The organism is Amycolatopsis sp. NPDC104863 (assembly GCF_055582965.1).
In genome coordinates this window covers 1,001,725-1,022,985 of record NZ_JBVJOW010000001.1, presented here as the reverse complement: position 1 = coordinate 1,022,985, position 21,261 = coordinate 1,001,725, and the positions used below count along the sequence as shown (strand labels likewise).

Annotated in this window: 14 protein-coding genes and 2 pseudogenes; all 16 read right to left on the bottom strand. The window is 70.8% G+C overall.

Annotated elements, in window-relative coordinates:
• Positions 1-40: 40 nt before the first annotated feature.
• A pseudogene (locus ACZ63J_RS04510) lies at positions 41-568 on the bottom strand (substrate-binding domain-containing protein); the annotation flags it as partial.
• A gap of 364 nt (positions 569-932) precedes the next feature.
• Positions 933-2,153, bottom strand: coding sequence for a multiple monosaccharide ABC transporter permease (gene mmsB / locus ACZ63J_RS04505; RefSeq protein WP_465304285.1), 1,221 nt, complete (start codon positions 2,151-2,153; stop codon positions 933-935).
• Positions 2,150-3,670 (bottom strand): multiple monosaccharide ABC transporter ATP-binding protein, encoded by a 1,521-nt coding sequence (gene mmsA / locus ACZ63J_RS04500; protein ID WP_465399763.1) that lies wholly within the window; start codon positions 3,668-3,670, stop codon positions 2,150-2,152. The genes mmsB and mmsA overlap by 4 nt, the downstream gene beginning before the upstream one ends.
• Positions 3,667-4,770 (bottom strand): multiple monosaccharide ABC transporter substrate-binding protein, encoded by a 1,104-nt coding sequence (chvE, locus tag ACZ63J_RS04495; protein ID WP_465399764.1) that lies wholly within the window; start codon positions 4,768-4,770, stop codon positions 3,667-3,669. Before chvE ends, mmsA begins: the two co-directional genes overlap by 4 nt.
• Before the next feature lie 17 nt (positions 4,771-4,787).
• Positions 4,788-6,287 (bottom strand): L-arabinose isomerase, encoded by a 1,500-nt coding sequence (araA, locus tag ACZ63J_RS04490; protein WP_465399765.1) that lies wholly within the window; start codon positions 6,285-6,287, stop codon positions 4,788-4,790.
• A gap of 18 nt (positions 6,288-6,305) precedes the next feature.
• The gene (locus ACZ63J_RS04485) at positions 6,306-6,983 is read right to left on the bottom strand and encodes an L-ribulose-5-phosphate 4-epimerase (RefSeq protein WP_465399766.1); all 678 of its coding nucleotides are present in this window, start codon (positions 6,981-6,983) and stop codon (positions 6,306-6,308) included.
• Positions 6,983-8,614, bottom strand: coding sequence for a ribulokinase (araB, locus tag ACZ63J_RS04480; protein WP_465399767.1), 1,632 nt, complete (start codon positions 8,612-8,614; stop codon positions 6,983-6,985). Before araB ends, ACZ63J_RS04485 begins: the two co-directional genes overlap by 1 nt.
• A gap of 23 nt (positions 8,615-8,637) precedes the next feature.
• Positions 8,638-12,438 (bottom strand): LamG-like jellyroll fold domain-containing protein, encoded by a 3,801-nt coding sequence (locus ACZ63J_RS04475; protein WP_465399768.1) that lies wholly within the window; start codon positions 12,436-12,438, stop codon positions 8,638-8,640.
• A complete protein-coding gene (gene yjfF / locus ACZ63J_RS04470; protein WP_465399769.1) occupies positions 12,435-13,421 on the bottom strand; it encodes a galactofuranose ABC transporter, permease protein YjfF in 987 nt (328 codons plus the stop codon). Before yjfF ends, ACZ63J_RS04475 begins: the two co-directional genes overlap by 4 nt.
• Positions 13,418-14,452: an ABC transporter permease gene (locus ACZ63J_RS04465; protein ID WP_465399770.1), complete on the bottom strand. Its 1,035-nt coding sequence runs from the start codon at positions 14,450-14,452 to the stop codon at positions 13,418-13,420. The genes yjfF and ACZ63J_RS04465 overlap by 4 nt, the downstream gene beginning before the upstream one ends.
• Entirely contained in the window at positions 14,449-15,963 is a 1,515-nt protein-coding gene (locus ACZ63J_RS04460; protein WP_465399771.1) for a sugar ABC transporter ATP-binding protein, read from the bottom strand. The genes ACZ63J_RS04465 and ACZ63J_RS04460 overlap by 4 nt, the downstream gene beginning before the upstream one ends.
• Positions 15,964-15,973: 10 nt before the next feature.
• On the bottom strand, positions 15,974-16,993 hold the full coding sequence (locus tag ACZ63J_RS04455) for an ABC transporter substrate-binding protein (RefSeq protein ID WP_465399772.1): 1,020 nt from the start codon (positions 16,991-16,993) through the stop codon (positions 15,974-15,976).
• Between the two features lie 38 nt (positions 16,994-17,031).
• Entirely contained in the window at positions 17,032-18,075 is a 1,044-nt protein-coding gene (locus ACZ63J_RS04450; protein ID WP_465399773.1) for a LacI family DNA-binding transcriptional regulator, read from the bottom strand.
• 131 nt (positions 18,076-18,206) lie between these two features.
• Positions 18,207-19,148 (bottom strand): endonuclease/exonuclease/phosphatase family protein, encoded by a 942-nt coding sequence (locus tag ACZ63J_RS04445; RefSeq protein WP_465399989.1) that lies wholly within the window; start codon positions 19,146-19,148, stop codon positions 18,207-18,209.
• A 17-nt stretch (positions 19,149-19,165) separates the two neighbouring features.
• Positions 19,166-20,089: a D-alanyl-D-alanine carboxypeptidase family protein gene (locus ACZ63J_RS04440; protein WP_465399774.1), complete on the bottom strand. Its 924-nt coding sequence runs from the start codon at positions 20,087-20,089 to the stop codon at positions 19,166-19,168.
• Between the two features lie 210 nt (positions 20,090-20,299).
• Positions 20,300-21,139 (bottom strand): annotated as a pseudogene (locus tag ACZ63J_RS04435) (glycoside hydrolase family 16 protein); the annotation flags it as partial.
• Between the last annotated feature and the right edge of the window lie 122 nt (positions 21,140-21,261).

The following is a 21,261-nucleotide window of genomic DNA, read 5'->3' as shown; positions in this document are numbered from 1 at the left end:
CGGCCTCAGAACCGCGTCGAGCGGCTGCTTCCCGCACCACCAGCTCGGCCTCGACACGGCCGCGGGGCGGCGGCGCCACGCCGTCGATCCGGGCCGTGAGCACCGCCAGCGTCTGCCGGCCCGCCGCCACGAAGTCCTGGCGGACCGTCGTCAGCGGAGGTGCGAAGTACGCCGCCTCCGGAACGTCGTCGAAGCCGACCACGTGGACGTCGCGGGGCACCCTCATGCCCGCCTCCGCGAACGCCGCCAGCAGGCCAAGTGCCATGTGGTCGTTGGCCGTGAACACCGCGCACAGCCGCGGTTCGCCCACGAGGGACTGCCCGGCGCGGTAGCCGGAGCGGGCCGACCAGTCGCCGCGGACCACCGGTGGGATCTCGGCGTTCCAGTCTTCCAGCGTTTCGCGCCAGCCGCGCTCGCGGGCGCGGGCGACCGCGAGGTTCTCGGGACCGCCCACGTGCCAGACGGTGTCGTGCCCGAGGTCGAGCAGGTGCTGCGTGGCCCGGCGCGCGCCCTCGTGCTGGTCCGCCGACACCGCGGGGACGAGCGGGATTCCCGTGACCGGCGCCATGTCCGTGACGACGTGCGGGTCGAGCACCACGATCCCGGCGACCCCCTGCAGGCGCAGACCGGCCACCGCCGCGGCGGGCGCGCCGGCGCGTTGCCGGGGAATGCTGAAGACGCTCAGCGTGTAGCCGGCCTCGCTCGCCGCCGCGCGGAGACCGTGCAGCACCGGGTCGGCCGCCGTGGCCGTGGTCGTGATCACCCCCAGCGTGCCGCGGCGGAGGGTCAGGTCTCGGACGGGGAACGCGGGACCTGCGTCGTCCACGGGCATGTCAGTGATGTTAGCGATCACACCGGCAGACGTGAACTTCCTTCACATTCAATAAAAACGGCCGGAAGGGGCGCCCGGCGGCAGCCCCTTCCGGCCGGGGTCAGGAGGCCGCGCGGCGCTTGGTCCAGATGTCGTAGGCCACCGCCGCCAGCAGGACGACGCCCTTCACCAGCATCACCCGCTCGCTCGGCGCGCCGATCAGCGACATCCCGTTGTTGATCACCGCCATGATCAGGCCGCCGGTGATCGCGCCGACCACCTTGCCGACGCCGCCCTGGACCGCCGCGCCGCCGATGAACGCCGCCGCGATCGCGTCCAGCTCGAAGTTCACGCCGGCCGTCGGGCCCGCCTGGTTGAGCCGCCCCGCGAAGATGATCCCGGCCAGGGCAGCGAGCACACCCATGTTGACGAAGATCCAGAACGTCACCGACTTGACCTTGACGCCCGACAGCGTCGCGGCCTGCAGGTTGCCGCCGACGGCGTAGATGTGCCGCCCGAACACCGACTTCCCGGCCACCAGGGAGTACCCCAGCACCAGGACGGCCAGCAGGATCAGCACCCACGGCAGGTTCTTGAACCGCGCCAGCTGCACGACCAGCGCGAGGACCACCACCGCGACCCCGGCGATCTTGAGCACGAACATCGGGAACGGGTCGACGTCCTGGCCGTACCCCAGCCGTGCCGAACGCTTCCGCCACTGCGTGAACGCGATCCCGGCCACCGCGGCGACACCCGCCAGCAGCGACACCAGGTCGGCTCCGCCCAACGGCCCGAGGCCGATGTTGCCGAGGTAGCCGTCGGTGAACCCGTTGGACAGCGTGCGGATCGCGTCCGGGAACGGCCCGATGCCCTGGTTGCCCAGCACTGTGAGGGTCAGCGCGCGGAACGCCAGCATCCCGGCGAGCGTCACGATGAACGCCGGGATCCCGAAGTAGGCGACCCAGTAGCCCTGCCACGCGCCGATCACCGCGCCGACGACGAGGGTGACCAGCACCGCCCAGAACCACGGCAGGTGCCAGTTCACCATCAGCACCGCCGACACCGCGCCGGTCATCGCGACCACCGACCCGGCGGAGAGGTCGATGTGCCCGGAGATGATCACCAGGATCATCCCGATCGCGAGGATCAGCACGTAGCTGTTCTGCACGATGATGTTGGAGATGTTCTGCGGCTCCAGCAGCGCGCCGCCGGTGAGCACCTCGAACAGCACCACGATCAGCGCGAACGCGACGTAGATGCCGCTCTGGCGCGGGTTGATCGAGATCCTCCGCTTGGAGCGCTCAACCGGGGGCGCGGCGGGCCGCGCTTCGGTCGTGGTCATTCCCGTTCCTTCGTCATGTACTGCATGAGCAGTTCCTGGGTGGCTTCCTCGCGGGTCGCCTGGCCGGTGATCCGCCCGGCCGACAGCGCGTAGATCCGGTCGCAGAGCCCGAGCAGCTCCGGCAGCTCGGAGGAGATGACCAGCACGGCCTTCCCCTGCGCGGCGAGGGCGTTGATGATCGTGTAGATCTCGAACTTCGCGCCGACGTCGATGCCGCGGGTCGGCTCGTCGAGGATCAGCACGTCCGGGTCGGTGAAGATCCACTTGGCCAGCACGACCTTCTGCTGGTTGCCGCCGGAGAGCTTCCCGGTCACGCTGCGCACGGTCGGCGCCTTGATCCGCAGGTCACGCCGGAAGCGGGCAGCCGTGTCGTGCTCGGCGTTCTCGTCGACCCAGCCGCGCTTGGCCAGCTTGCCCAGCCCCGCCGCGGACACGTTGCGCTGGATGTCCTCGATCAGGTTGAGCCCGTAGCGCTTCCGGTCCTCGGTGGCGTAGGCGATGCCGTGGCGGACGGCGTCACGCACCGACCGGACGTCGATCTCCTCGCCGTGCTTGAGGATCCTTCCCGAGATGTCCTTGCCGTAGGAGCGGCCGAACACGCTCATCGCGAGCTCGGTCCGGCCCGCGCCCATCAGCCCGGCCAGCCCGACGATCTCCCCTCGCCGCAGCGAAAGCGACGCGTGGTCGACGACGACCCGGCCGGCCTGGGTCGGGCTGTGCACCGTCCAGTCCTCGATCCGCAGCACCTCTTCCCCGATGTCCGGCTCCCGGGGCGGGAACCGGTGCTCGAGGTCGCGCCCGACCATGCCGGTGATGATCCGTTCCTCGGTCAGCCCGGCCGCGTCGAGCGTCTCGATCGTCCGGCCGTCCCGCAGGATCGTGACGGTGTCGGCGATCGCGGTCACCTCGCCGAGCTTGTGCGAGATGATCACGCAGGTCACGCCGTCGGACCGCAGCTCGCGCAGCAGCTCCAGCAGGTGGGCCGAGTCCTCGTCGTTGAGCGCCGCGGTGGGCTCGTCGAGGATCAGCAGCCGGACCTCCTTGGACAGCGCCTTGGCGATCTCGACCAGCTGCTGCTTGCCGACACCGAGCTCCTGCACCGGCGTCACCGGGTTTTCGGCGAGGCCGACGCGCCGCAGCAGCGCGCCAGCCTCGTGGTTGGTGCGGTTCCAGTCGATCCAGCCGCGTTTTGCCTGTTCGTTGCCGAGGAAGATGTTCTCGGCGATCGAAAGCTGCCCGCACAGCGCGAGCTCCTGGTGGATGATCACGATTCCGCGCCGCTCGCTGTCGCGCACCGAACCGAACTCGCACCGCTGCCCGTCGAAGTGGATTTCACCGTCGTACGTCCCGTGCGGGTAGACGCCGGAGAGCACCTTCATCAAGGTGGACTTCCCGGCGCCGTTCTCCCCGCAGATCGCGTGGATCTCGCCGCTGTGCACGGAAAGGGTGACGTCCGACAGCGCCTTGACCCCGGGGAAGGTCTTGGTGATCCCGCGCATGCCGAGCAGTTCGGTCATTTCAGTTGACCCGCCGTGTAGTAGCCGGAGTCGACGAGCTCCTTCTGGTAGTTCGCCTTGTCCACGGTGACCGGCTGCAGCAGGAACGACGGGACGACCTTCTTGCCGTTGTCGTAGTCCTTGGTGTTGTTGACCTCCGGCTTGCCGCCCTTGAGCACGGCGTCGGCCATCTTCACCGTGGTGTCGGCGAGGATGCGGGTGTCCTTGAAGATCGTCGAGTACTGCTCGCCGGCGATGATGGACTTGACCGACGCGACCTCGGCGTCCTGCCCGGTCACGACCGGGTACGGCTGGCCGGCGGTGCCGTAGCCGTTGCTCTTCAGCGCCGAGAGGATGCCGATCGACAGGCCGTCGTACGGCGAGAGCACGCCGGCGACCTTGGCGCCACCGGTGTAGGTCTTGGTCAGCAGGTCTTCCATGCGCCGCTGCGCGGTGGCCGGGTCCCAGCGCAGGATCGCCGCGCGGGCGAAGTCGGTCTGGGTGCTCTTGACGACGAGCTTGCCGCTGTCCATCAGCGGCTTGAGCACGGACATCGCGCCGTTGAAGAAGAAGGTCGCGTTGTTGTCGTCGGGCGAGCCGGCGAACAGCTCGATGTTGAACGGACCCGCGCCGTCACCCAGGCCCTTGACCAGCGAGTTCGCCTGCTCGACGCCGACCTTGAAGTTGTCGAAGGTCGCGTAGTAGTCGACGTTCGGCGAGTTGCGGATCAGCCGGTCGTAGGCGATGACCGGGATCTTGCGGTCGGCCGCCTCCTGCAGCTGGGTGGTGATGGCGGTGCCGTCGATCGAGGCGATGACCAGGAGCTTCGCGCCCTTGGTGATCTGGTTCTCGATCTGGTTCACCTGGGTGGGGATGTCGTTCTCGGCGTACTGCAGGTCGACCTTGTAGCCGAGCTTCTCCAGCGCCGACTTGATGTTGTCGCCGTCGTGGATCCAGCGTTCCGACGACTTGGTCGGCATGGTGACGCCGACGAGGCCGCCCGCCGCGCCCGCGCTCGACGCCGCCGCCTGGTCGGCCGTCTTCTCGCTCGAACCGCACGCGGAGAGCGTCAGCACGAGTCCCGCGGCCGCGAAAGCCGCGATTCCTCTGGTGAACTTCATTGTTCCTTCTTCCTTTCTCAGAAACCCTGAGCGAGCCGGTGGTAGGCCTGGTTCCAGCGGATGCGGTCGGTGAAACCGTGCGGCGTGGTGTCGGAGTCGATGACCAGCAGCTCGACGCCGAGGAGGTTCGCGAAGTCGCGCAAGGTCTCGGTGCCGACGGCCTGGGTGAGCACGGTGTGGTGCGGGCCCCCCGCGGTGATCCACGACTCCGCGGACGTCGACAGCGACGGCGCCGGCTCCCACACCGCCCGCGCGACCGGCAGGTTCGGCAGCGGCTCGTCCGGCGCGACGACCTCGATCTCGTTGGCCACCAGACGGAAGCGGTCGCCGAGGTCGACCAGGCCGAGGGTGACGCCGGGGCCGGGCGCCGCGTCGAACACGAGCCGGACCGGGTCTTCGCGGCCGCCGATGCCCAGCGGGTGGATCTCGCACGACGGCCGGGCGGCGGCGATGCTCGGGCAGACCTCCAGCATGTGCGCGCCGAGGATCTTCGGCGTGCCCGGGCCGAAGTGGTAGGTGTAGTCCTCCATGAACGACGTGCCGCGGTCCAGGCCGGTGCCCATCGCCTTCACCGCCGCGAGCAGCGCCGACGTCTTCCAGTCGCCTTCGCCGCCGAAGCCGTAACCGTCGGCCATCAGCCGCTGCACCGCGAGGCCGGGCAGCTGACGCAGCCCGCCGAGGTCCTCGAAGTTCGTGGTGAACGCCCCGAAGCCGCCGTCGGTGAGGAACTTCCGCATCCCGGCTTCGATCTTGGCCGCGTACCGCAGCGACTCGTGCCGCGCTCCCCCGGCCGCCAGGTCCGGAACGACGTCGTAGTCCTCCGCATAAGCCGCGACCAGGGAGTCCACATCGGACACCTGGTCGACGAGATCGACCAGGTCGTTGACGCCGTAGGTGTTGACCGAGACGCCGAACCGCAGCTCGGCCTCGACCTTGTCCCCCTCGGTGACCGCGACATCGCGCATGTTGTCACCGAAGCGGGCCAGCCGGAGGTTGCGCAGGTGGTCGGCGCCGATGGCAGCACGCGCCCACGCGTCGATCCGCGCGACGACAACCGGGTCCGACACGTGCCCGGCGACCGTCTTGCGCGGCACGCCGAGCCGCGTTTGGACGAACCCGAACTCGCGGTCGCCGTGCGCGGCCTGGTTGAGGTTCATGAAGTCCATGTCGATGGTCGACCACGGCAGGGCTTCGTTGAGCTGGGTGTGCAGGTGCAGCAACGGCTTGCGCAGCGCGTCCAGGCCGGTGATCCACATCTTCGCCGGCGAGAAGGTGTGCATCCACGCGATCACGCCGACACACGCCGCGTCGGCGTTGGCTTCCTGCAGGACCCGCCGGATCGACGAAGCCTCGGTCAGCACCGGCTTACCGACGATCTCGGCCGGGAGCCCGCCGGCGGCGGCCAGGAGCTGCTGGATCCGCAGGGACTGGCCGGCGACCTGTTCGAGGGTCTCCTCGCCGTAGAGGGCCTGGCTCCCGGTGAGGAACCAGAGCTGGGGTTTCGACGCGCGGGTCATCGTTTCTCCTGGAAGCGTTCAGTGCTGGCCGTAGACGTTCTGGTACCGGGCGTAGAGCCGGTCGACGTCGTCGGGTGGGAGGGGTTCGGGGGTGCCCAGCTCGAAGGCCTTGTGCACGGTGCGGGCGACGTCTTCGACCAGCACGGCGGCCTTGACCGCGTCACGGGCTGTGCGGCCGACGGTGAACGGGCCGTGGTTGCGCATCAGCACGGCCTTGGAGCGGCTGGTGCGGAGGGTCTCGACGATGCCACGGCCGATGGAGTCGTCGCCGATCAGCGCGAACGGCCCGACCGGCACCTCCCCGCCGAACTCGTCGGCGATCATCGTGAGCACACACGGGATCGGCTCGCCACGCGCGGCCCACGCCGTCGCGTACGTCGAGTGCGTGTGCACGACCCCGCCGATCTCGGGCAGATGCCGGTAGACGTAGGCGTGCGCGGCGGTGTCGGACGACGGCGCGAGCTCGCCGTGCACCAGTTCGCCGTGCAGGTCGGTGACGACCATCGTGTCGGCGGACAGCTCGTCGTAGGACACGCCCGAGGGTTTGATGACCATCAGCTCACGCCCGGGGACCCGGGCCGAGATGTTGCCGGCGGTCCAGATGACCAGCGCGTTGCGGGTCAGCTCACCGTGCAGGTTCGCGACCGTCTCGCGGAGCTCGGCGACGGTGTCGAGGACTTCGTCGGTCAGGGACATCAGGACCGTCCTTTCGCGACGGTTCGGCGGCGGGCGGCCAGGCGGTGCATGACATCGTTGCCGCCGCGGCCGAAGTAGTCGTGCAGCGTCGTGTACTCGGCGTACAGCTCGTTGTAGGCGACGACGTTCGCCGGGATCGGCCGGTAAACCGCTCGCTGGACCGAGCCCATGGCCCCGGCGGCCGCGCGGATGTCCGGATAGGACCCGGCGGCGACGGCCGCGTGGATGGCCGAGCCGAGCGCGGGTCCCTGTTGGGAGCCGATGACCGACAGCGGGAGGTTCGTGACGTCGGCGTAGATCTGCATCAGCAGCGTGTTCTTCATCAGGCCGCCCGCGATGATCAGCTCGGTGACCGGGACCCCGGCCTCCCCGAAGGTTTCGATGATCTTGCGGGTGCCGAAGGCCGTGGCTTCCAGCAGCGCGCGGTAGACGTCCTCGGCGCGGGTGGCGAGGGTCTGCCCGACGATCACGCCGGACAGCTCGTGGTCGACGAGCACCGAGCGGTTGCCGCTGTGCCAGTCGAGCGCGACCAGGCCGTGCTCGCCGATCTCCTGCTGCTGCGCGAGCCGGGTGAGCTGCTCGTGCCCCTCGTGCGCGAAGTGCTCGGTGAACCAGCCGAAGATGTCGCCCACACCGCTCTGCCCGGCTTCGTAGCCCCAGAGCCCGGGGACGATCCCGCCGTCGACGACCCCGCACATGCCGGGGACCTCACGCAGTTCGGCGCCGTTCATGACGTGACACGTCGAGGTGCCCATGATCGCGACCATCTGCCCGGGCTCGACGGCGTTCGCCGCGGGCGCGGTCACGTGCGCGTCCACGTTGCCCACGGCGACCGCGACGCCCTCGGGCAGCCCGGTCCACGCGGCGGCCTCGGCCGACAGCGAGCCCGCGCGGGAACCCAGCTGCCCCAACGGGTGTTCGAGCTTGTCGGCCACGAAGGACTCGAAGCCCGGCGAGAGCTCGTGGAGGAAGTCGCGGCTCGGGTACTGGCCGTCCTGCAGGATCCCCTTGTACCCCGCCGTGCACGCGTTGCGGACGTACCCGCCGGTCAGCTGCCAGACTATCCAGTCGGCCGCCTCGACCCAGTGCCGCATCGCCGCGTAGACGGCCGGGGCCTCTTCGAACACCTCGAGTCCCTTGGCGAACTCCCACTCCGAGGAGATCAGCCCGCCGTACCGCGGCAGCCACTTCTCGCCGCGGGTGCGGGCGAGGTTGTTGATCCGGTCCGTCTGCGGCTGGGCCGAGTGGTGCTTCCACAGCTTGACGTAGGCGTGCGGCTCGGCCGCGAACTCCGGCAGCTCGCACAGCGGTGTGCCGTCGGCGGTCGTCGGGACCATCGTGCACGCGGTGAAGTCCGTCGCGATGCCGACGACGGCGGCCGGGTCGGCGCCCGCGTCCCGCAGCGCCGCCGGGACGGCATTGCGGAGCACGCCGACGTAGTCCGCGGGCACCTGCAGCGCCCAGTCCGGCGGCAGCGCGCGGCCGGTAGCGGGCAGCGTCTCGTCGAGCACGCCGTGCGGGTACGCGAAGACCGCGCTGCCCAGCTCGGCGCCGTCGGCCACCCGCACGACGACCGCGCGCCCGGAGAGCGTGCCGAAGTCGACACCGACGACGAGGGGTTCTGCTGACACTGCTGGGTCCTTTCTGGGGTGGTTCACCGGGCGGTGAGGACGAGCGTGGTCACGGAGTTCGCCGGCACCGTGAGCTTCGAGGTCGCCGCCAGCCCGCTGATCTCCCTGGTCTGCGGCACGATCGCGGCCGGCGCGACGAGGCTGTTGCGCCCCGCCGGGTCGCCGGTGAGGGTGGTGAGCGTCCCGGTGCCGTCGACCGCTGTGACGCCGGTGAGCGCCAGCCGCGCGGTCTGCACCTGCCCGGTCGGGTTGACGAGCTTGACGGTGAACGTCTTCTTGCCGCCCTTGGTGGTCACGTTCACCACCTGACGCAGCGAGCTGCCCGGGTTGAGGCGGCTGGACACGATCTGCTTGCCGAGCGTGCTGGAGAACATCTGCTGCACCCAGTACGACGGCGAGCCGTAGCTGCTCCCGGCGTCGAAGCCGATCAGGTTGACCGGCCAGTTCGACTGGTTCTCCTGCACCAGCACCGGCGCGTACATCGAGCCGATGACGACGTCGCTGTTGCGTTCCAGCCCGGTGAGGAAGGCGGCCTCGCCGATGGCGGCGGCCAGGGTGCCGGTGGGCCGGCCGTCCTGGGCGCCGTACTCGCCGACGAGGATCTCCGGGCCGCTGCGGTCCGCGGTGTCGTACCGGGTCGAGTTGTCGGTGAACCACTGCGGCGACTGGTAGTAGTGGTCGTCCGCGGCGTCCGGGCGCACGCCGGTCGGGGTGCTCGACGCGGCCCCGCCCTGCAGGCCGCCGGTCGTGGCGATCACCGTCAGCTGCGGGTACTTCGCCTTGACGGCGTTGTACATGTCGGTGAAGCGCCAGGAGTAGGAGCCGGAACCGTCAAACCAGTCTTCGTTGCCGACCTCGACGTAGTGCAGGTCGAACGGCGCCGGATGCCCGTCGGCGACCCGCTTCGCACCCCATGTCGTCGAGGCGTCGCCGATGGCGTACTCGATCTCGTCGAGGGCTTCCTGGACGTACTGCGGGTAGTCGGCCTGGTCGACGTGCTGGCCGTTGAGCGTGTAGCCGGCGAACAGCGCGAGCAGCGGCTGGGCGCCGATGTCCTCGGACAGCTTGAGGTAGTCGAGGATGCCGAAGCCGTCGGTGGACCAGTAACCCCACGCGGTGTTCTGGTGGCCGGGCCGTTCTTCCGGCTTGCCGATGGTGTTCTTCCACGCGAACCGCGTGTCGAGGGTGTTGCCTTCGAGGTAGTTGCCGCCGGGGACGCGGAACAGGCCGAGTTTCATCGCGGCGAGCTTCTGCCCGAGGTCCAGGCGCACGCCGTGGTTCTTGAAGGTCGGCGGGAACAGCGACACCTGCTGGAACCAGGCGTCCCCGGCGAGTGCCTTCTTCCCCTTGTTCACCAGGGAGACGACGATCCGGTTGTCGGTGGACGTCGTGATCGTCGACGGCGTCGTGAAGCTGAACGTCTGCTGCGCCCACGCCGCGCCGGGAGACTGGAGGTCCTTGCTCGCCAGCACGGTCCCGTCCGGCTTCTCCAGGCTGACGCGGACCGCGCCGGTCCACGTTCCGCGCGCGAAGAAGCTGCCGGTGTACTTGGTGGACGGCTTCGCGGCGACGCCGTAGAAGCCGACGTTCGCGGCGGCCACCCGCCCGCCGGCCGGGACGGTGTCGGCGTGCAGCTTCAGCGAGCGGTCCAGCGCGGTGTTGAGCGGGGTCGCGCCGTCGATCGTGTACGTGCCGGTCGCTCCCGGCGAGGCGAGCAGGGACCAGTACGGGACCGGGGTGTCGCCCGCGCCGCTGCCGCGCTGGTAGGCCTCCTTGAAGGTCCGGTTGCGGACCAGCTCGGCGTAGAGCCCGCCTTCGACGGAGTGGCTGATGTCCTCGAGGATCGAGCCGTAGGTGGTCGGGCGGGTGTTGGCGCGGACGACGTTGGCGTCCACGGCCAGCTGGTTCGCTCCGGCCAGGGTGCCGATCTGGGCCGCGGTGAGCGGGAAGCGGCGCAGTTCGAGTTCGTCGATCGTGCCGGTGAAGCCCGCGCCGACCGTCAGCGGCGCGGCGGCGGTCCCGGAGGCCGGGCAGGCGGAGACGTCGAGGGTGGTGCCCGTCGGGGTGCCGCAGGTGCTGGTGACCGCGGCCGCGTCACCGTCGGCGTAGACGGTGAGCCGCTGCGACGCGCGGTCGAGGACGACGGCCGCGTGGTGCCAGGCGCCGTCGGCCAGGCCGCCGCCGCTGGTGGTCACCTGGATCGTGCCGACGCGGGCGGTGAGCTTGCCGCCGGTCACGCCCAGGGCGTACCCGTCGCCGTGGTCCACGAGCGTGCCGTCCGCCGTCGTGCGGAACCACGCGGCGAGGGAGAGCGAGCCGGTCCCGGTGTCGAACGCGGGCGAGGTCCCCAGGTCCACAGTGGACTTGCCGTCGAGCTGGACGGCCTTGCCCGCCGCACCCGCGGTCCAGCCGGCACCGCGCAGGGTGCCGTCGGCGGCGTTCGCGCTCGAGTCCCGGGCGACCGTGCCCGCGCCTTCGTCGAAGTGCCACGACCCGCTCGCGGCCAGCGCGGCGACGGCGGACGCGGTCAACGGCGCCGGGTACGCGCGGACGTCGTCCACTCCCCCGGCGAACCAGTCGGCCGGGTTTCCGGCCCACTTCCCGCGCCCGATGACCAGGTGCCCGCTCGCGGTCCACGGCGTGGTGAACGGGACGCTCTGCTGCAGGGTTCCGTTGACGTATAGGGAAAGCGTGCCCGCCGCGCGGTTGTACACACCCACGAGGTGCTGCCACTGGCCGGCCTGGGCGGGCAGGGCGGACACCGCCGCGGACGACGCCGTGTCGCCGTCGGAAGCGCGGCGGGTGAAGGCGAACCGGCCGTCGGCGGCGCGCTGGAGGTAGAAGCCGCTGATCGCCGAGCCGTCGACGCTGACGGCGGTCCGGAAGCCGGTGGCCGTTGTCGGCTTGACCCACGCGGACACCGAGAAGCTCTGGCCGGTGTCGACCACCGGGGCCGGGGTCTCGACCGCGGCGTCGGTACCGTTCAGGACCACGCCGTGCGGGCCGACGACGCCGTCGCCCCAGGTCGCGCCGCCGGTCAGGGTCGCGGTGCGGGCGTCGAGAGAGTCGTCGGCCGCGGTGGCGCCGGTGCCCTCGTCGAGGCTCCAGTGCCCGGCGATGGCCAGCCGGGAGGCGTCGGCCGCGGTCAGCGCGCCGCTGTAGGCGCGAACGTCGTCGATCGAGCCGTCGACGTAGTCCACCGGGTTGCCGCCGTACTTGCCGCGGCCGATCACCAGGTGCCCGGTGCCGGCCCAGCCCGCGGGCGCGGCCACCGTGGCCTGCCGGGTGCCGTCCACGTACAACGACAGCGTTGACGCGGCCGCGTCGAACACGCCGGTGAGCTGGTACCACTGGCCCGCGACGGGGTCGAAGTTCGCCGACGCGACGACGCCGTCGGCCGGCGCGTCCCCGGCCAGGCGGGTGAAGGCGAACCGGCGGGAGTCGTCGCGGAACTGCAGGAAGAAGTTGCTGACCTGGGTGCCGTCGATGCTCACGAACGTCTGGTAGCCCGACGTCTTGTCGAGCTTGACCCAGCTGCTGACTGAGAAGCTCTTCGCGGTGTCGAGCACCGGGGCGCCGGCATCGGCGAATCCGCTTGACCCGTCGGTGGTCAGGGCACCACCGCGGATGCCCGGGCCCCAGCCCGCGCCCGAGTTCAGGGTCGCGGGGTGGTCGCCCGCGGTGTCGGCGGCGGTCGTCCCGCTGCCCTCGTCGAACGTCCAGTGCCCGGCGAGCGCTGAGGCGGGCTCGGCCGCGGTGGCCGTCGCGGGCAGGGTGGAGAACAAGGTCAGGGCCGCGAGCACGGCCAGGATGCGGGTGTTCATCGGTGGCTCCCTCGGGTCACGAGGCGTTGCAGGACGATGAAGACGAACAGGAGGGCGCCGGTGATGATCGAGGTCCACCACGAGTTGAGGGTGCCGTCGAAGGTGATCAGCGTCTGGATGATGCCCAGCACCATGATCCCGAGCACGGTGCCCAGCACGTAGCCGGAGCCGCCGGTGAGGATGGTGCCGCCGATGACCACCGCGGCGATCGCGGTCAGTTCGAGGCCGACGCCGTTGAGCGGGTCGCCGGAAGACTTGTACAGCACCAGCAGCAGCCCGCCGAGGGCCGAGCAGAACCCGCTGACCGTGTACACCGCGATCTTCGTGCGGCCGGTCTTGAGGCCCATCAGCATCGCGGACTGCGCGTTGCCGCCGATCGAGTAGACCGTGCGCCCGAACCGCGTGAAGGCCAGCACGTACGCCGCGACCGCGACGACGACCAGCGCGACGACCACGCTGATCGAGATGTGCAGCTCCCCGCCCAACGGAATCTGCGTCTGGGCGAGACCGGCGATCGTCGGGTTGTCGATCGAGTACGCCTCCGTGCTGATCGTGTAGCAGAGCCCGCGGGCGAAGAACATCCCGATGAGCGTCGCGATGAACGGCTGGATCTCGAAGAAGTGGATGAGCGCGCCCATCCCGGCGCCGAGCAGCGCGCCGATCACCAGCACCACGGCGATCGCGGCGTACGCGGGCCAGCCGTGCTTCTGCAGCAGGTCGCCGGAGACCACTGTGGACAGGGCGACGACCGACCCGACGGACAGGTCGATGCCGCCGGTGAGGATCACGAACGTCATCCCGACGGCGACCACGAGCAGGAAGGCGTTGTTGATGAACAGGTCCAGCACGACCTGCCCGGAGCCGAACGCCTCGTAGCTCGACGCGCCGAAGAGGTACGCGCCGACGAGCAGCGCCATCGTCGCGAGGATCGGCAGGTGCCGCTGCTTCGGCCGGTAACCGCGGACGCGGGCCAGGGTGGTCATGCCGTGACCTCGACCTTCTCCGGAGCGGAGGTGGGGGCCGGCTGCCCGGGTGGCGGCGTCCGGCGGCGGAGCTTGCGGCGGAGCGCGGGCGACTGCAGGAGGCACACCGCGAGCACGACCACGGCCTTGAACAGCATGATCGCCTCGGGCGGGATGCCGAGGGCGTAGACGGTGGTGGTGAGCGTCTGGATGAGCAGCGCGCCGATCACCGCGCCGCCGAGGGAGAACCGGCCGCCGGTCAGCTGCGTGCCGCCGACGACGACGGCGAGAATCGCGTCGAGCTCGATGAACAGCCCGGCGTGGTTGGCGTCGGCGCTGTGCACGTTCGCGCTGATCATCAGCCCGGCGAGGCCCGCGCACAGCGCGCAGAAGACGTAGACGAGCCAGGTCAGCCGCGCCGAGCGCAACCCGGCGAGCCGGCTGGCCTCGGGGTTGCCGCCGACGGCTTCGACGAGCAGGCCGAGCGCGGACCGGCGGACGAGCACCGACGCCAGCACGAACACGGCCAGCGCGAGGAGGATCGCGCTCGGCAGCGTCAGCACGAACCCGCTGCCGATCCACTCGTACGGGCCGGAGTTGATGGTGATGATCTGCCCGCCGGAGATCAGCTGCGCGATCCCGCGGCCGGCGACCATGAGGATGAGCGTGGCGATGATCGGCTGGATGCCCAGCGCGGCGACGAGCCAGCCGTTCCACACCCCGAGCACGAGCGACAGCCCCAGCGCGAGCCCGACGGCGACGAGCGTGGCGCCGACACCACCGGGGTGATCGGCGATCCACAGGCAGGCCAGCGATCCGCTGATCGCGACGACCGCGCCCACCGAGAGGTCGATGCCGCGGGTGGCGATGACGAGCGTCATGCCGATCGCGATGAGGATCAGCGGGGCGCCGTTCTTCAGGATGTCGACGAGGTTCCCGTAGAAGTGTCCGTCGCGCAGCTCGACCGAGAAGAACGCCGGGCTGGCGATGAGGTCGCCCACCAGCAGCGCGAGCAGCGCCACGACGGGCCAGAACAGGCGGTGCTTGGTCATGAGACGGCTCCCTCGGCCATCGTGGCCATGATCTCGTCCGCGGTGAGCGCCCGGTTGTCCAGCTGCGCCACCACCTTCCGGCCGCGCAGCACCACGACGCGGTGGCTCAGCCGGAGCACCTCGTCGAGCTCGGCGGAGATGAACAGCACGGCCACGCCGTCGGCGGAGAGCCGGGTCACCAGCCGCTGGATCTCGGTCTTGGCGCCGATGTCGATGCCCCGGGTCGGCTCGTCGAGGATGAGCAGCCGCGGCTCGGTGATCAGCCACCGCGCCAGCAGCACCTTCTGCTGGTTGCCGCCGGACAGCGTGCCGACCGGCGCCTCGGGGTCGGCCGGGCGGATGTCGAGCAGCGCCACGTACTTGCGGGCGAGCTCGTCCTGGCGGCGGCGCGAGAGCGGCCGTGCCCAGCCGCGGGACGCCTGCAGCGCGAGGACGATGTTCTCCCGGACGGTCAGCTCCTCGACCAGGCCTTCGGTCTTGCGGTTCTCCGAGCAGAACGCGATCCGGTGGTCGAGCCCGGCGCGCGGTGTGCGCAGGGTCGTGACCTCCCCGTCGACCCGAACGGAACCGGTGTCGGCGTGGTCGGCGCCGAAGAGCAGCCGGGCAAGCTCGGTGCGTCCCGAGCCCAGGAGCCCGGCCAGCCCGACGACCTCACCGGCGTGGATGCCGAGGCTGAACGGCTCGACACCGCCCTTGCGGCCGAGGCCCTCGGCGGCCAGCAGCACCGGCGCGTCCGCGACCTCGGCGCGGCTCGGCCCGGAGTCTTCGAGCGTTTCCAGAACGGAGAGCTCCTTGCCGATCATCTTCGTGACCAGCTCGACCGGCGTGATCTCCTCGGTGCGGTACTCACCGATCAGCTTCCCGTTGCGCAGCACGGTCATCCGGTCGGCGACGGCGAAGACCTGGTCGATGAAGTGGGAGACGAACAGGATCGCCATCCCTTCCGCCCGCAGCGACCGCACGACCTCCAGCAGCTTCGCGACCTCGCCGGTGTCCAAACTGGACGTCGGCTCGTCGAGCACCAGCACCCGCGCGTCGACGTCGAGCGCGCGGGCGATCGCGACCAGCTGCTGGACGGCGATCGAGCAGGTGCCCAGCTCGGCCGAGACGTCCACGTGGACGTCCAGCCGGGCGAGGAGCTCCTCGGCCCGCCGCCGCATCGGGCCCCACTGGATGCGGCCGAAGCGGCGGGGTTCCCGGCCGAGGCAGACGTTCTCCGCCACCGACAGGTTCGGGCAGAGGTTGACCTCCTGGTAGACGGTGCTGATGCCCGCCCGCTGGGCCTCGCCGGGACCACCGAAGGCGGCGGTGGTCCCGGCGAGGGTGATCGTGCCCGCGTCCACCCCGTACACGCCGGTCAGCACCTTGATCAGGGTGGACTTGCCGGCGCCGTTCTCGCCCATCAGCGCGTGGACCTCGCCCGGGAAGAGGCGGAAGCCGACGTCGTCGAGGGCGGTGACCCCGGGGAACACCTTGCGGATCCCGGTCATGGTGAGGATTTCGGCGGACATGCGGCACCCCTCAGTACTGGCGCTGCGGCAGCGCGGCCTTGGCCGACGCCTGGTCGAACTCGGTCTCCTGGGTCTCGATGCGCGCGGGCACCTGCTCGCCGGCGGACACCTTCTTCACCAGGTCCATCAGCTGCGGGCCGAGCAGCGGGTTGCACTCGACGACGTGGTTGATCTTGCCGTCGGCCAGTGCCTGCAAGGCGTCCTTCACGCCGTCGACCGAGACGATCTTGATGTCCTTGCCCGGCACCTTGCCCGCGGCCTGGATCGCTTCGATGGCGCCGAGGGCCATGTCGTCGTTGTGCGCGTAGAGGACGTCGATCTTGGGCTGGGACTTGAGGAAGGCCTCCATGACCTCCTTGCCCTTGGCGCGGGTGAACTCACCGGTCTGCGAGGCGACGATCTTGTACTTCGGGTCCGCCGCGATGACGTCGGCGAAGCCCTTCTTGCGGTCGTTCGCCGGCGCCGAACCCGTGGTGCCCTGCAGTTCGACGATGTTCACCTGGCCCGTGGCGCTGCCGAACTCCTTGGTCAGCCACTCGCCGGCCTTCTTGCCCTCGGCGATGAAGTCCGAGCCGAGGAAGGTCTTGTAGAGCGACTTGTCCGGCGAGTCGATCGCACGGTCGGTGAGGATGACCGGGATGTTGGCCGTCTTGGCCTCCTTGAGCACGGTCTCCCAGCCGGACTCGACCACCGGCGAGAAGGCGATGACCTTGACCTTCTGCTGGATGTAGGAGCGGATGGCCGAGATCTGGTTCTCCTGCTTCTGCTGCGCGTCGGAGAACTTGAGCTCGATCCCGGCGGTCTTCGCCGAGTCCTGGATGGACTTCGTGTTCGCCGTCCGCCAGCCGCTCTCCGCGCCGACCTGGGCGAAGCCGAGCGTGATCTTCCCGTCGGTTGACCCCGAGCCGCTCCCCCCGCCGCACGCGGTGAGCAGCACGAGTCCCGCCGCCGCGGCCGCCGCGGCGGCCCATCGCTTCTTCAGCACGTTCACTCCTCGATCGACGGTGATCAATTCTGTTAGCGTTAACATTCGGAGGTGGTTCACGGCCTCCGCCGCAGGCGACCGCGCTAGCGCGGCCCGGTGCTCTCGCGGACGATCAGCTCTGGCACGACCAAGGCCCGGGCGTGCCGGTCGCCGCCGCCCAGCCGCTCGGTCAGCAGCCCGAACGTGCGCCGGCCGACCTCGATGAAGTCCTGGCGCACGGTGGTCAGCGGCGGCGTGAAGTACGCCGCCTCGGGCACGTCGTCGAAGCCCGCGACACGCACGTCCCGCGGCACCGAGATGCCCGCCTCGGCGAACGCGCGGAGCAGGCCGAGCGCCATCTGGTCGTTGCCGGCGAAGACGGCATCGAGGTCGCGTTCCCCGGCGAGGGATCGCCCCGCCTCGTAGCCGGAGCGCGAGCTCCAGTCGCCGCGGACCACGCGCGGCGCCGGAACACCGTGGCGTTCCAGGGTTTCCCGCCAGCCGAGCTCGCGGTCGCGGGCCTCCAGCCAGTCCTCCGGGCCGGCGATGTGCCACACGGTCCGGTGGCCCAGCGCCAGCAGGTGTTCGGTGGCGCGGCGGGCGCCGTCGCGCTGGTCGACGGAGATCACCGGGACCGGCGCGGTCTCCCCGCCGCCGACGGCGACCACCGGGAAGTCCGCGGGCGCGGCCTCCAGGGCCCGGCCGGCGGTCACGTGCGGGGCGATGACGATGACACCTTCGACGGCCTGGCGGCGGAGGTTCTCCACCGCGTCGGCGATCGAGGACCGGCCCGGGCGGCTCACGCTGGAGATCGTGATCGCGTAGCCGGCTTCGCGGGCGGCGTTCTCGATGCCGTAGAGCGTGCTCGCCGGACCGTACAAGTTGGACTCGAGGGCGACGACGCCGAGCGTGCCGGTCCGCCCGGTGACGAGTGCGCGGGCCGCGGAGTTGGGGCGGTAGCCCAGTTCTTCGATCGCGGCGAGCACCCGGGCGCGGGTCTCCGGCCGCACCGGGCCGGTCCCGTTGATCACCCGGGACACGGTCATGTGGGACACCCCGGCGACCCCGGCGACGTCGGTCAGGCTGGGCTGCCGGGTGCCGGCCGCGGTCACCTTGACGGGACCACCGGCCCGGGATCGTTCGACCACCGGCGTCCCCTTCCGTCCGCTTCGACGTGGCGCCCGTCACCCGTTCCGGTGACGGCGAGGAGTCAGTGTTAGCGATAACACCCGCGCGGTCAACCCGGCCTGCGTAACGGTCTCGTCACGCGGGCCGGGCGTCAGAGCGCGAGGGAGGCCGCCACCGGGAGGTGGTCACTGCCGGTCGCGGGCAACGTCCAGGCCGCCGTCGGCCGGAGCCCGGCGGTGAAGATCTGGTCGATGCGCGCCAACGGCAGCGAAGCCGGCCAGCTGAAGCCGAACCCGTCACCGGCTTCGTCCTGCGCGACCCGCATCCGGTCGGTGACCCGGGTGAGCGCGCGGTCGTCGGTGGTGCCGTTGAAATCGCCGACGAGCACCTTGCGCGGCGCGGATTCCGCTTCGACGGCGTCCGCGAGCAGGCCGATCGCGGTGTCGCGGCCGTTCGCGGTGAACCCGGAGTCGAGCCGCACGCGCACCGACGGCAGGTGCGCCACGAACACCGCGACCGGCCCCTTCGGAGTGTCCACTGTGGTCCGCAGCGCGCGGGTCCACGGCATGATCGCCACCGGCCGCGTGTCGCCGAGCGGGTAGGAGCTCCAGACACCCACCGTCCCCTGCACCGAGTGGTGCGGGTAGCGCGCGGCGAGCGCGTCCTCGTACTTCGGGATCTCGGACCTCTTCAGCTCTTCCAACGCGATCACCTGCGCGCCCGAGGCGGCCAGCGCGCGGGCGGTGCCGGCCGGGTCCGGGTTCTCGTCGTTGACGTTGTGCGAGACGATCGTGAAGTCGCCGCCGGCCTCGGTCTTGTCGAACACCCGCCCGCCGAAGAAGCCGGCCCAGACCAGGCCCGGGAGCAGCAGCGAGACGAGGGCGAGCGCCGAGCGCCGGACCAGTGCCGCGACGAGCAGCGGGACGAGCAGGAGCCCGGTCCACGGCAGGACCGTCTCGAGCAGGCTGCCCGCGTTGCCGATCCAGTTGGGCACCAGGGAATGCGCGAGCAGCAGCACCGCCGTCAGCACCGAGAACACGGCGATGACGCGGCCACGGCGTGCGCGAGGGCGGCCGGGCTTCGGCACGGTGATCGGCTCGGTGACCGCGGTCATCGGGTCGCCGCCGGCAGCTCCCGCTGGATCGCGGAGATCAGCTTCGCGCTGTTGTCCAGCACCGCGCGCAGCCCGGCCGCGGGACTCCCGCCCGGGCTCTGGTGCAGCACGACCCCGAGGATCAGCGCCCCGTCCCGGCTCTGCGCCGCCCACATCAGGGCGCCGCCGGCCGCGGTCGACGACCCGGTCTTGAGCCCGATCACGCCGTCGCGGCCGAGCAGGGTGTTCGTGTTGACGACGGTGCCCGGCACACCGTCTACGCGCAGGCTCGGGGTGCCGACGATCGCGCGGACGACGGGGTTCTTCATCACCTCGCGGGCCAGCCGGAGCTGGTCGGTGGCGGTGCTGGTGGTCGAGTCCTCGACCCCGCTGGCGCCGGTGTAGGTCGTGCTCGTCATCCCGAGCGCGCCGGCCTCGCGGTTCATCTTCTCGACGAAGGCGTCTTGGCTGCCCGCGTCCCAGCGCGCGAGCAGGCGGGCGACGTTGTTGCCGGACGGGACGAGCATCAGGGCCAGCAGGTCCCGCTCGCTGATCCGGCGGCCCGCGCGGACCGGCGCCGTCGACTCGTCGGCGGAGGTGGACTCCGCCTCGGCCTGGTCGTCGACGGTGATCTCCGGGCCCGCGTCCCCCTCGGCGAGCGGGTGGTCCTTCAGCACGACGTAGGCGGTCATCACCTTGGTGACGCTGGCGATCGGCACCGGCTGCTGCTCACCGCGGCTGCCGAGCGAGCCGAGCCCCTGGACCTCGGCACTGGCCTGGCCTTCCGCGGGCCACGGCAGCGGCAGGTCGACGTCCGGCCGCGCGGCGCTCGCCCGTCCGGCGACCTCGGGCGGGAAGACGACCCAGACGGCCGCGGCGAGCGCCACCGCCGCGGCGGCGGCCAGCCCGCCGACGAGGGGTGGGATGCGGGTACGGGCCATGACTCTCCTCCGGGTGCCGGGGTGCGCTGGTCGAGCGCACGCCGTCACTCTGTCCGGGGAAGATCGCCGGTCCGTCGGGGTTGTTCGACAGGTCTGAACCAGGAATGTCGCGGTTCTGTACCAAAGCCGGCCGGGCCGGGACATGGCGCGGGACCGGCCCCCCTCCGCCGCGCGCGGAGGAGAGCCGGTCCCGCTGGTCTGGCCCCCTCAGCTCACGTGGACGTAGTCCACCACGAGCTGCTGCGGGAACTGGGTGCTGCCGTCGGGGTCGCCGGACCAGTAGCCGCCGACCGCCAGGTTGAGGATCACGAAGAAGTCGTGGTTGAACACCCACTGGTTGCCGCCGACGTCGGCCGGCGTGCGGGTCTGGTAGGCGTTGCCGTCGACCGACCACACGATCCGGTCCTGCGACCAGTCGATCGCGTAGGTGTGGAAGTCGTCCGAGAAGTTCGGCCCGTTGTAGGCCGCGCCGATGCCGCCGGAGCCCGAGTAGCCGGGGCCGTGGATGGTGCCGTGCACGGTGTTCGGCTCGAAGCCGACGTTCTCCATGATGTCGATCTCGCCGCACTGCGGCCAGCCGACGTTGCCGATGTCGGAGCCCAGCATCCAGAACGCGGGCCACATGCCCTGCCCGCGCGGCAGCTTCATCCGGGCCTCGATGTGGCCGGAGGACGCGGTGAACTTGCCGGAGGTGTTGAGCCGCGCGGAGGTGTACTCACACGGGCCGTACCAGCAGTTGTTGCCGCTGTTCTCCTTCTTCGCGGTGATCACGAGGTGGCCCTGGCCGTCGAGCGCCGCGTTGGCGGTGCCGTCGGTGTACCACTGGCGCTCGTGGTTGTTCACGTTGTCACCGGTCTCGTGCACCCACTTCGAGCCGTCGACGCCCGCGCCGGCGGGGCCGTCGAAGTCGTCGCTGAAGCTCGCGAGGGGCGCGGCGGGCGCGGCCTGGCTCTGCGGGGCGGCCACCACGGCGCCGAGCACGAGCAGGGCGGCGGGCGCGGCCAGCAGCCGGGCCGTCCGCCACCACCGGGCGGAGTTCCTGGTCGACATCATTGTCGCCTCTTCCGTTCCGCGGGCGACGGGCTGGCGGATCACCGGCACCCTATTTGTTGTGCGTCGCAACAAAGTATGAACGGGCCGGTGGCGAAGAACAAGACTATCCGGTCGGACAT